Origin of the sequence: Xanthomonas sp. DAR 35659 (genome assembly GCF_041242975.1) — a bacterium.
GTDB lineage: Bacteria > Pseudomonadota > Gammaproteobacteria > Xanthomonadales > Xanthomonadaceae > Xanthomonas_A > Xanthomonas_A medicagonis.
In genome coordinates this window covers 3,175,561-3,188,730 of the sequence record NZ_CP162488.1, presented here as the reverse complement: position 1 = coordinate 3,188,730, position 13,170 = coordinate 3,175,561, and the positions used below count along the sequence as shown (strand labels likewise).

Below are 13,170 nucleotides of genomic sequence, written 5' to 3'. Positions count from 1 at the left end.
CAGCGACCAGATGGTGGTCTCGGTCGGACCGTACAGATTCCACAGCGCGCCGGCGCCAGCGGCGAGGAACTGCGCCAGTTCCGCCGGGAGCGCCTCGCCGCCGCACAGGGCGCGCAACGCGGGCGACGGCATCCAGCCGGCACCGCGTAGCATCTGCCAGGTCGCGGGCGTGGCCTGGATCGTGGTCGGCGCGGTGGCTTCGATGTGGGCCCGCAGGCGTTCGCCGTCGCCGGCCAGCGCGCGCGGGGCGATGTCCACCTCGGCGCCGCACAGCAGCGGCAGGAACAGCTCGAGCGCGGCGATGTCGAACGAGATCGGGGTCAGCGCGAGCAGCCGCTCCCCGCCGCGCAGGCCCGGTGCGCGTTGCATCGCGCACAGGAAGTTCTCCAGGGCGAGGTGTTCGATCTGCACGCCCTTGGGCCGGCCGGTCGAACCGGAGGTATAGATCACGTAGGCCGGATGGCGCGGATGCAGCGCGCGCGGGCGCTCGGCGTCGTCGGGAACGTGCGCGGGGCGGCCTTCGAGCTCGGCCTGGACCGCCGCATCGTCGAGGGCCAGCGACGGGCAGGCGCCGGTCTGCAGCCGCGCCAGCGTCGCACGGTCGCCGAGCACGCAGGCCGGACGCGCGTCGGCGAGCATGTCGTTCAGGCGTTCGGCCGGATAGTCCGGATCCAGCGGCAGGTAGGCGGCGCCGGCCTTGAGCGTGCCGAGCAGGGCCGCGAGCATGTCCAGCGATCGCGGCAGCGCGACCGCGACGATGTCTTCGGCACCGATGCCGCGCGCGATCAGCGCGTGGGCGAGCCGGTTGCCGCGCGCATCGAGCGCCGCATAGCTCCACGCCGCGTCGCCGCAGCGCGCGGCCACGCGGTCGGGGCTGCGCCGCACCTGCGCCTGCAGCAGCGCGGGCAGCGTCTGTCCGGGCTGGGCACGCGCCGTGGACTCGGCATGCGCGAACAGGCGCCGGCGCTCGTCCACGCCGAGCAGGTCGATCGCGGCGATGCTCCGCGACGGTGCCGCGGCCGCCGCGTCGAGCACGCGCAACAAGCGCTCGCCGAGCGCCCGCGCGCTGTCGGCGTCGAACAGGTCCAGGGCGTACTCGAGCGTGCCGTCGATCCCGCCGGCGGCGGGGCGCTCGGCGAAATCGAAGCTCAGGTCGAACTTGGCGCTGCGCGAGGGCAGCGGGTGTTCGCTGCATGCCAGGCCAGGCAGCCGCGGTTGCGCCGGTGCGTGGTTCTGCAGCACCAGCATCACTTGGAACAGCGGGTGGTGGGCCATCGAGCGCGCCGGATTGAGCGCCTCGACCAGTTGCTCGAACGGCAGGTCCTGGTGCTCGTAGGCGGCCAGGTCGGCCTCGCGCACGCGGGCAAGCAATTGGTCGAAGGACGGATTGCCGGCGGTGTCGGTGCGCAGCACCAGGGTATTGAGGAACAGGCCGACCAACGGCTCCAGCGCCGCATCGGTGCGGCCGGCGATCGGGCTGCCGATGGTGATGTCGGTGCCTGCGCCCAGGCGGGTCAGCAGCGCGGCCAGGGCGGCCTGCAACACCATGAACAGGGTGGCGTGGCGCTGCGCGGCCAGTTCGCTCAGGCGCCGGTGCAGGCCGGGCTCGATCGCCAGCGGCAGGCTGCCGCCGCGATAGCTGGCGCGCGCCGGGCGCGGCCGATCGCTCGGCAGGCTCAGTTGCTCGGGCAGGCCGTGCAGCCGTTCGCGCCACCACGCCAGTTGCCGCGCATGCGGGCCGTCGGCGGCGTCGCGCGCGAGCAGTTCGCGCTGCCACAGCGTGTAGTCGGCGTACTGCACCGGCAACGGCGTCCAGGCCGGCGCGCGGCCTTCGATGCGCGCGCCGTAGGCGCAGGCGAGATCCTCCAGCAGCGGCGCCAGCGAACCGCCGTCGGCGGCGATGTGGTGCAGCAGGATCAGCAGGAGGTGTTCGTCCCGGTCGAGCGCGAACAGCGTCGCGCGCAGCGGCGCCTCGTGTTCCAGGTCGAAGGCGTGGGCCGCGGCTTGCTGCAGGGCGTGGTCGAGATCCTGGGGCGAGCACGCGGCGCGATGCAGCGTCGCCGGGCCTCGGTCGAGCACGCGCTGGCTCGGGGTATCGCCGCCATCGAACACGGTACGCAGGATTTCGTGGCGCGTGGCCACGTCGTCCAGCGCGCGCTGCAGCGCCAGCGGGTCGAGCGCGCCGCGCAGGCGCAGCGTCAGCGCGACATTGTGGACCGCGCTCGGGCCTTCGAGCTGATGCAGGAACCACAGCCGTTGCTGCGCATAGGACAGCGGCAGCACGGTGGGCCGCGGGCGCGGCCGCAACGGCGCGCGCGCGCGCCCGCCCTCGCGCAGCCGTTGGGCGAAGGCGGCGACCGTAGGCGCTTCGAACAGCGCGCGGATCGGCAGTTCCACGTCCAGTTCGGCGCGCACCCGGCCGATCAGCCGCGTCGCCAGCAGCGAGTGGCCGCCGAGGGCGAAGAAGTTGTCGTCGATGCCCACCCGTTCGATACCGAGCACCTGCGCGAACAGCGCGCACAGCCGCGCCTCGCTGGCATCGCGCGGGCCGCGCGTCGACGCGGCGGCCTGGAACTCCGGCGCTGGCAGCGCTTTGCGCTCGAGCTTGCCGTTGGGCGAGAGCGGCAGCGCATCCAGACGCACGAACGCGGCCGGGACCATGTAGTCCGGCAGGGCGCGCGCCAGGTGCGCGCGAGCCGCGTCCGCATCGAACGCAGGCGCGGCGACGTACGCGACCAGGCGCTTGTCCCCAGGCCGATCTTCGCGCGCGATCACGGCGTTGTGCGCGTAACCGGCACTGGCCAGCGCCGATTCGATCTCGCCCAGTTCGATGCGCAGGCCGCGGATCTTGACCTGCTGATCGACACGGCCGAGGTACTCGACCACGCCGTCCTCGCGCCATCGCGCCAGGTCGCCGCTGCGGTACATGCGGCTGCCGTCGGCGGCGAAGGGATCGGCGACGAAGCGCTCCGCGCTCAGTCCCGGGCGGCCGAGGTAGCCGCGGGCGAGGTTGGCACCGGCCAGATACAGCTCGCCCGGCACGCCCGCCGGCAGCGCGCGCAGTGCAGGGTCCAGCACGTACAGGCGGGTATTCCAGATCGGCGCGCCGATCGGCACGCAGGCGTCATGCTCGTCGTCGCGGCAGGCCCAGGCGGTGACGTCCACCGCCGCTTCGGTGGGGCCGTAGAGGTTGTGCAGCGGCCGGCCGATGCACGTGCGCACGCGGTCGCGCAGTTCGCCGGGCAGGGCTTCGCCGCTGCACAGGATCCGGCGCAGGCTGGCGCAGGCCGCGGCGGGGTCGGCGCCGGGCCGCGCAGCGAAGGACGCGAGGAAGGCGTCGAGCATCGACGGGACGAAGTGCACGGTGGTGATGCGTTCGCGCTCGATCAGCTCGGCCAGGTAGGCCGGATCGCGGTGGCCGTCGGGCCTGGCCACGACCAGGCGCGCGCCGTGCAGCAACGGCCAGAAGAATTCCCACACCGAGACGTCGAAGCTCGATGGCGTCTTCTGCAGCACCGCGTCGTCGGCGTGCAGCGCATAGGCGTGCTGCATCCAGGTCAGGCGGTTGACGATGCCGCGATGGCTGTTGACGACGCCCTTGGGCCGGCCGGTCGAGCCGGACGTGTAGATCACGTAGGCGGGATGCTGTGGCCGCAGCGGCGCGCGCAGCTCGGCCGTGACCAGTGGCCGCGCGTCGGCGGCGGCCACGCGCGCGGCGAAATCGGCCTGGTCCAGGCACAGCATGGGCGCCTCGGCCGGCAGCCGCGCGCGCACGTCCAGGCGAGTCAGCACGCGCTGCGGGCGCGCATCGGCGAGCATGTACGCCAGGCGCTCGGCTGGATAGTCGGTATCCAGCGGCAGATAGGCGGCGCCGGCCTTGTGGATCGCGTACAGCGCGACGATCAGGTCCAGCGAACGCGGCAAGGCCGCGCCGACCACGCACTCCGGGCCGACGCCCTCGGCGACCAGGACGCGGGCCAGACGATTGGCACGCGCATCGAGTTCGCCATAGCGCAGCGACTGGCCATCGAAGGCGACGGCGATCGCGTCGGGCGTGCGCGCGGCCTGTTCGGCGAACAGCGCCGGCAAGGTGGCGTCGGGGAACGCGTGCGCGGTGTCGTTCCAGGCGCGCGCCTGCGCGCGCGCGGCCTCGCCGAGCAGGTCGATCGCGGCCACGCGTCGCTGCGGATCGTCGGCCAGCCCGTCGAGCGCGCGCTCCAGGCGCGCGGCCAGCGCCTGCACGGCGCCGCGGCCGAACAGGTCGGGGCGGTAGCCGATCTTCAAGTGCAGGCGCTCGCCCGGCACCGCGGTCAGGCCGAGCGGGTAGTGCGAGGCGTCGCCGCCGCGATGGCTGTGGAAGTGGACGCGCAATCCCGGTCCGGCATCGCCCGCGCCGGACGGATCGCCGCCGATGGGGAAGTTCTCGAACACCACCAGGGTATCGAAGAGCTCGCCATGGCCGCTGAGTCGGTGTACCTCGCTCAGGCCCAGATGCTGGTGTTCGAGCAATCGCGATTGCGCGTTCTGCAGGCGACGCAGCAACTGCGCCACGCGCTCCCGCGGGCGCAGCCGCAGCCGCAGCGGCAAGGTGTTGATGAACAGGCCGACCATGTCCTCGGCGCCGGCCAGTTCCGCCGGACGGACCGCCACGGTGGCGCCGAACACCACGTCGTCGCAGTGCGCGAACTGGGCGAGCACCAGCGCCCAGGCCGCCTGGATCAGGGTCGCCTTGGTCACGCCCAGCTGCCGTGCCTGCGCGTCGATGCGCGCGCTCAGCGCGGCGTCGAGACGGTGCGCGTGCACCTGCACCGCCGCCCCCGGCGTGGCGGTAGCGGTCGGGGCGATGCGGGTCGGTTCGTCCAGGTCCGCCAGCGCCTCGCGCCACGCGGTGGCGGCGGCTTCGGTGTCGCGCGAGCGCAGCCAGCGCAGGTAATCGCGAAACGGCGTGGCCGGCGCCAGTGCGGCATCGCCATCGTCGCGGTACAGCGCGAACAGTTCGCGCATCAGGATCGGTGAGGACCAGCCGTCGAGCAGCAGGTGGTGGCTGGTGAAGGCGAGCAGGTGGCGTGCCGGTTCCAGCCTCAGCAGGCTGAAACGCAGCAGCGGCGGCCGGGCCGGATCGAAGCCGCGCTGCGCGTCGTCGGCGAGTCGCGCCTGCAGTTCGCTTTCGCGGTGGGCGTCGCTCAGCGCGCTGAGGTCGATGATGTGCCAAGGCGCGCGCATGTGCCGGGCGATCAGTTGCACCGGCTGCGCCAGCCCGGCGTGCGCGAACGCCGCGCCCAGGTGCGGATGGCGCACCAGCAACGCGTTGGCGGCGCGTTCGAGCCGGTCCGGATCGAGCGCGCCATCGAGCGCGAACACCATCTGGGTGAGGTAGGCATCGGGCGCGGTGCGGTCGAACAGGGCATGAAACAGCAGGCCATCCTGCAGCGGCGACAGCGGCAGGATCTCCGCCAGCGGGCGTTCGCGCTCCAGGTGCTCGATCTGGTCCTGCTCGAGCGCCACCAGCTCCAGGTCCGAAGGCGTGAGCCGCGGCGTCGCGTCCGCGCCGGCGAGTGCGACGATCGCGCGCAGGCGCTGGAACCAGGCGTCGGCGACCGCGCGCACCTGCGCTTCCTCCAGCAGTCCGTCGGCCCAGCTCCAGTGCGCGCACAGTTCGGGGCCATCGCGGCCGGCCACGGTCAGCGCGTTGAGTTCCAGTGCGTGCGCCAGCGCCTGTTGCGGTTCGCCGCCGCTGCCCAGCGCCGCGCTGTCGACGACGCTCCAGTCGCCGCCACCGTCCAGATCGAAGCGGCCAAGGTAGTTGAACCCGACCGCCGGCGCCGCGCATGCGCCCAGCGCGGCGCGGCCGATGTCGTCGAGATAGTGCAGCAGGCCGTAGCCGACGCCGTTGTCGGGCACCGCCCGCAATTGCTCCTTGATCGACTTCAGCGCGCGCAGCGCATCGCCGCCGGCCGGCAGTCGCAGGCGCAGCGGCGCCACGCTGGTGAACCAGCCGACCGTGCGCGACAGGTCGCAGCCTTCGAGCAGGCCGCTTTCACGGCCGTGGCCTTCCAGGTCGATCCAGGCCTCATCGCCCCCGTGCCAGCCGCTCAGGGCCTGGGCGAAGGCGGTCAGCAGCACGTCGTTGACGCGGCCACGCACCAATTCGGGCGCGTGGGTCAGCAGCGTGCGGGTGGTGGTGGCGTCCAGCCGCAGGCTCAGGCGGCGCTGCGTGGCCAGGGTGTCGCGGCTCGGATCGGGCGTGCGCGGCAATGGCAAGGGATCTTCGCCGGCGCATGCGGCGATCCAGCCGTCCAGTTGCGCGCGACGCTCCTGCGCGGCGCGCGGCAAGGCCAGTGCCCATTGCCGCAGCGACGTCGGCACCGGCGCGAGCGCGATATCGCCGCCGCGCGCGGCCTGCGCGTAGGCGCTGCGCAGATCCGGCACCAGGATCCGCCAGGAAACCCCGTCCACCGCGAGATGGTGCGCGCACAGCAGCAGGCGCGAATCGGCGCCACGGTCGAACCAGACCGCTTCCAGCACGCGGCCGGCATGCGGGTCCAGCCGCTCTTGCGCGGCCTGGGCCTGCTCGGCGATGCAGCGCTCGAGCCCTGTGGCATCGAGGGCGAGGGCGTCGATGCGCCGCAATGCGACCGGCTGCGCGGCGTCCGCCGCTTCGATCCGCGGGCCGCGATCGTCGTCCAGTCGCAGACGCAGCGCATCGTGGGTGTCGCGCAGCGCGCGCAATGCGGCCTCCAGCACGTCGGCCTGCAGCATCGGCACGCGCAGCAGCAGCGATTGCTGGAACTGGTGGTAATGGCGGGTCTGCGCGAACAACTCGGCCATCGCCGGCAGAGCCGGGAACTGCCCGTCGCGCGCAACCTGCGGCCGCCGCGTCGCGTTCTGCGGCGCCAGCGGCACGGCGATGGCCGCCAGCGCGCGCACGCTCTGGTGCTGGAACACGTCGCGCGCGTTCAACGCCAGGCCGGCCTCGCGGGCGCGGCCGAGCAGTTGGATCGAGCTGATGCTGTCCCCGCCCAGGGCGAAGAAGCCATCGTCGATGCCGACCTCGTGCAGGCCGAGGACCTGCGCAAAGGCGGCGGCGAGCGCCCGCTCGGTGTCGTTGCGCGCCGCCATGCCGTGCCCCGCGCCGCGTTCTAGGTCAGGCACCGGCAACGCCTTGCGGTCGAGCTTGCCGTTGGCGGTCAGCGGCAATGCGTCCACCCGCAGCAGCGCCACGGGCACCATGTAGTCCGGCAGCCGCGTCGCCAACTGCGCACGCACCATGTCCGCGTCGAACGCCTCGGCGACGAGGTAGGCGACCAGGCGCTTGCGCCCGGCATGGTCGGCGAACGCCAGCACCGCGCTGGACGCGAAGCCGAGCGCGGCCAGCGCCGAGCGCACCTCGCCGGGCTCGATGCGGAAGCCGCGGATCTTGATCTGCTCGTCGGCGCGGCCCAGCACCTCGATCGCGCCGTCGGCGCAGCGGCGCGCGCGGTCGCCGCTGCGGTACATGCGCTGGCCGGGTGCGAACGGATCGGCGACGAAGCGCTCGGCGGTCGCCGCGGCGCGGCCCAGATAACCTTGCGCCAGGCCTGGCCCGGACAGGTACAACTCGCCCGCGGCGCCGTCGGCGGCCGGGCGCAGCCAGTTGTCCAGCACCACGGCGCGGGTGTCGGACAGCGGCCGGCCGACCTGGACCCGATCGCCGGCGATGGCCGCGCACGCGGCATCGACCGTGTACTCGGTCGGCCCGTAGACGTTGTAGCCGCGGACGTGCGGGTTCGATGCCAGCAGCGCCCACACGTGCGGCGCGATCGCTTCGCCGCCGAGGATCACGCTGCGTGGATGCCAATGGTCGGCGTCGAGCAGGCCGCGCGCATGCAATTGCTCGAAGTGGCCAGGGGTCAGGTCGACGGCGTGGATGCGGCGCTGGCGCAGGTGCGCGATCAACAGTTCGCCGTCGCGGCGGACGTCGTCGTCGATCAGGTCCAGTTCGTGGCCCGCGCACAGCCACAGCAAGCCCTCGATCGCGGTGTCGAAGGCGAACGGCGCGGTCAGGGCGACGCGCAGGCGCGGTTCGCTGGCGTCGGCGGCGGCGGCGCGGAACAGCGTGGCCCGCTGATGCTGGAACAGGTGCGTGAGCGCGGCCTGTGCGACCAGCACGCCCTTGGGCTTGCCGGTCGAACCGGACGTGTGGATCAGGTACGCCGGATGGCCCGGCGTCAGCGCGCGCCGGCGTTCGCCGGCACGCGGCGGATGCGTGGGCAGGGTGCCCAGGCGCGTCTGCAAGGCGGGATCGTCGAGCAGCAGGCAGCGGCCCGGGTCGGCACCGAGCACGGTCGCGCCGGCGCGGTCGGCGACGATCGCCCGTGGCGCGGCGGCGTCCAGCAGGTCGCGCTGGCGCGCGACGTCGCCGTCGAGCTGCACCGGCATCCAGGCCGCGCCGGCCTTGGCCACGGCGAGCATGGCGACGACGGTGTCGGCGCTGCGCGGCAGGGCGATGGCGACGAGATCGCCGGGACCGGCACCGGACTGGATCAGTGCCTGCGCCAGGCGGTTGGCGCGCCGCTCGAGCTCGACGTAGCGATGTTCCTCCTCGCCGAACACCAGGGCCACCGCCTCTGGCATCGCGGCGGCCTGGGCCTGGAATGCATCGGCCAGGGTCAGGGTCTCGTCCCAGGCCAGATCCGGACCCTGCGAGGCCAGCAGGCGGCGTTGCAGTTCCTTGGCGTCGGCCAGGACGACGTCGCCGAGACGTACGCGGGGATCCTCCACCATGGCCCGCAGCATGCGTTGCAATGCCTCGGCGATCGCGCGGGCAGTGCCATCCTCGAAGAGTTCGGTGGCGTACTCGAGCTGCACGTCGATGCCGCCGCCGTCGCCGCGTTCGGTGAAGTCGAAGCTCAGATCGAACTTGGCGACGTCGGCGTCGAATGCCAGCACCGCGCACTCCAGGCCCGGCAGGCGCGGCGCGGGCACGGTGCCGGACTGCAGCGACAGCATCACCTGGAACAGCGGATGGCGCGACAGGCTGCGCTGTGGGTTCAGCGCCTCGACCAGGTGGTCGAACGGCAGGTCCTGATGCGCATAGGCCGCCAGCGCGCTGGCGCGGGCGCGCTCGATCAGGTCCTGCAGGCGCGGGTTGCCGGAGGTGTCGGTGCGCAGCACCAGGGTGTTGACGAACATGCCGACCAGGCGTTCCAGCGCCGGATCGTCGCGTCCGACCACCGGTGTGCCGATGGCGACGTCGCTGCCGGCGCCGAGCCGGCTCAGCGTCGCCGCGAGTGCCGCCTGCAGCAGCATGAACACGCTCGCGCCGCAGTCGCCGGCGCGCCGTCGCAGTGCGGCGTGCAGCTCGGCGTCGAGCGCGAAACGCAGATTGCGGCCGTGCTGGCTGGGGGTGGCCGGGGCGGGACGGTCGCGTGGCAGCTCGGTGTATTCGGGCAGTTCGGCGAGCGCCCTGGTCCAGTGCGCGAGCTGGCGCGCCAACGGTGAATCCGGGTCGGCCGGGTCGCCGAGCGTGGCCCGCTGCCACAGCGCGTAGTCGGCATAGTGCAGCGGTAGCGGGGCCCAGTCCGGCGCCGCGCCGCGCACGCGCGCGGCATAGGCATGGCCGAGGTCGTCGCAGAGCGGTGCCAGCGAAGCACCGTCGGCGGCGATGTGGTGCAACAGCAACAACAGGACATGGCGGCGCTCGCCGGTGGCGAACAGGGACGCGCGCAGCGGCGCGTCGCGCCCCAGGTCGAAAGCGTGTCGCGCGGCCGCGGCCAAGGCCTCGGCGACCTCGTCCTCGGCGCATTGCGCGTGATGCAATGCCGGCACGAACGCAGGCAGCACGCGCTGTTCGGGCGTCCCGTCGGCGCCATCGGCGAACACCGTGCGCAGGGGGGCGTGGCGCTCGACGACATCGGCCAGCGTCCGGGTCAGGGCAGGCAGATCGAGCGCGCCCTGCAGACGCAGCGCGAGCGGGATGTTGTAGGTGGGGCTTGGGCCTTCCAGCCGGTGCAGGAACCACAGGCGCTGCTGTGCGTAGGACAGCGGCAGGCGCGCCGGGCGCGGCTGCGCGGTCGGCGCCGCGCGCGCGTGCCGGCTGGGCGCCAAGCGGCGTGCCAGCGCTTCGGGGGTGCGCGCCTCGAACACGTCGCGCAGACTCAGTTCGGTGCCGAGCGCGGCCCGGGCGTGGCCGACCAACCGGGTGGCCAGCAGCGACTGGCCACCGATGCCGAAGAAATCGTCATCGATGCCGACGTTCTCCAGCCCCAGCGTTTGCGCGAAGAGTTCGCAGAGCACGGCTTCGTCGGCGTTGCGCGGGGCGCGCGCGGCGACCGGCGCGAAGCACGGCGCCGGCAGGGCGCGGCGGTCGAGCTTGCCGTTGGCGGTCAGCGGCAGGGCGGGGACGGCGACGAAGGCGGCCGGCAGCATGTACGCCGGAAGACGTTGCGCGAGCCGCTCGCGCAGGGCATCGGCATCGACCGCGTCGGCGACCAGATAGGCGACGAGCTGCTTCTGGCCCGGCCGGTCCTCGCGCAGCAGCGTGGCGGCCGGCGCGTCGCCCAGGTCGGCCAGCGCCGCGTCGATCTCGCCGAGCTCCACGCGCAAGCCGCGCAGCTTGACCTGCTGGTCGCTGCGGCCGAGGAAGTCGATGCGGCCATCGGCGCGCCAGCGGGCGAGGTCGCCGGAGCGGTACATGCGAGCGCCGGCGGCGAACGGATTGGCCACGAAGCGCTCGGCGCTGAGCGCGGCTTGGCCGAGGTAGCCGCGGGCCAGGCCGGCGCCGGCGATGTAGAGCTCGCCGGTCGCGCCGACCGGCACCGGCTGCAGGGCCGCGTCGAGCACATAGACCTGCATGTTGTCGAGCGGGGTGCCGAGCGCGACGCTGGGGGCGTCCTCGCCCAGGGGCTCGACGGCGCCGGCGAGCGCGAAGGTGGTGGTTTCGGTCGGGCCGTAGCCGTTGACGATGCGCAGGCGCGGATGACGGGCCTGCAGGCGGCGGATCGCGGCGGGGTGCAGCACGTCGCCGCCGGCCAGCACCTGCTGCAGCGGCGCGAACAGGTCCGGCGCGGCGTCGGCGAACTCGTGGAACAGGCCGGCGGTGAGCCACAGGGCGCTGACGCCGTGGCGTTTGATGGCGCGCTGGTAGTCGCGGGCATCGCCGGCGTCGGCATCGAGCACGGCGACGCGGCCCCCGCGCAGCAACGGCACCCACAGTTCGTAGGTGGAGGCGTCGAAGGCGTGGCTGGAATGCAGCAGGACGGTGGCATGGCCGTGGTCGAAGCGGCGGTCGCGGGCGAGGGCGACGATGTCGCGCTGGCGCACGGCCACGCCCTTGGGGATGCCGGTGGAGCCGGAGGTGAACATGACGTAGGCCAACTGCTCCGGGTGGATGGCGGCAGCGGGCCGGTCGTCGGGCTCGGCCACGTCGAACCCGAAGGCGTCCACGCGCACCGTGTGGGCGGCGGCGATGCTGCGTCCGTGCGCGGACGCGTCGGCGACGAGCAACTGCGCGCCGGTCTGGGCCAGCAGGGCGCTGAGGCGGGCGTCCGGATGCGCGGCGTGCAGCGGCACGTAGTAGGCGCCGGTCTTGAGCACGGCGAGCACCGCGACGATCAGCTCGGGCGAGCGCTGCATCAGAATCCCGACGCCGCGCTCGGCGGCGGCGCCGTGCCGCCGCAGTGCGTGCGCGAGCGCATCCGCGCGTCGCTCCAGTTCGGCATAGCACCATGCGACGTGTTCGCCGACCACCGCGATCGCGTCCGGCGTCGCTGCGGCCTGGCGCGCGAACGCGGCCGCCACCGACTCCACCGCCACCTCGTGCGTGGTGGCGTTCCAAGTCTCCAGCACGGTCCGCCGCTCGTGCGGATCGAGCAGCGGAATGTCGCGCAACGCGCGTTCCGGCGAGGTCAGGGTGGTCTCGGCGAAGCGCAGAAGACGACGCATGTGTGCTTCGACCTCGGCCTGCGCGTAGGCCTCGCAATTGCCGTCGAGGTGCAGCTCACACCCCGGCCGGTCGATCTTTCCCTGCAGGCTCACCGCCACGTCGCCGACCTGGCCGTTGGAAAGCGAATGCACCGTCGCACTGCCACCTTCGATATCGAAGGCGTAATCGAACGGAATGATGTTGATGCGCGGACCGAAACAGCGCTGCTGGCCGCCGTCGGCCATGGCCTGCAGCAGATCCTTGCCGCGGTAGGCCTGATGTCGCAGGCTGCGGCCGATCTCGCGCGAGGCCTCGGTCGCGACCGTCTGCAGCGTGGCATCGGCGGGAAAGTCCAGCAACAACGGCAGCACGTTGGCGACGGTGCCGGGAATGTCGCGGCTGGTGCGCGAGCGCGAGGCAACGGGGAAGTCGAACAGCATGCGTTCGCGCCCGGCGATGCGTTGCAGATACGCCGCGACAGCGGCGGTCATCAATTGCGGCCACTTGATTCCGCTGCTCGCCTCGGTGCGCAGTAGCGCTTCCACGAGCGAGGTAGGCAGCGGGGTGGTGCTGCGATGGAAACCCGGCGTCGTCCGCGGTGCGCGGCCATCTAGGGCCACGCGTTCGGGGGCGCCCCGCATGCGCTCTAGCCAGTAGGACGCATCCTTGGCGTAGCGCTCGGACCCGCGATAGTCGGCGTCCTCGGCGATCAACGCCAGTACGCTTCCAAAGCGGGGCGTCGGCATCGGGGCGCCGCGCCTGTTCGCGTCGTACAGCTCGATCAGTCGAGCGGTCAGCAACGAATAGGAATAGCCATCGATCGCGACATGGTGATAACGCTGGTACCAGCGGTAGTGCGCGGGCCCGAGCTTGAACAGCGCATGTTCGAACGCGGGCGCGCCGCCCGGAGAGCAGGGCAGCTCCAGCACGCGTGCGGCTCTGTCGTGTATCAGCCGGAGAGAGCGCGCGCGCGGATCGGGATCGGTCGACACGTCCACAACATCGAAGGCGACGCATGGAGGCTGCTCCATCACGCGCTGGCGTGGCCCCGCTTCGCCGGTTTCCAGATGCAACCACAGTGCGTCGGTCTCGGCAACGCAAGCGACCACCGCCTCGCGCCAGGCATGGACATCGATTGCCGCATGGATCTCCAGGTAGCCACGGACGTCGTAGTACGGATTGGTCGGCTCGAACGCCTGCGCGAACCACATTTCCAACTGCGGAGCCGACAACGGGTGCCACAACGGTTGCTTCAATGCGCAGCTCAT

Annotated in this window: 1 protein-coding gene (only partly in view); it reads right to left on the bottom strand. The window is 72.7% G+C overall.

Annotation, left to right across the window (positions count from 1 at the left end):
* On the bottom strand, positions 1 to 13,170 hold the 5' portion of the coding sequence (locus AB3X07_RS13420; RefSeq protein WP_369939097.1) for a non-ribosomal peptide synthase/polyketide synthase. The gene continues 14,622 nt to the left of window position 1, outside the view; the window shows 13,170 of its 27,792 coding nt (coding positions 1-13,170); the start codon lies at positions 13,168 to 13,170; its stop codon lies beyond the left edge, outside the window.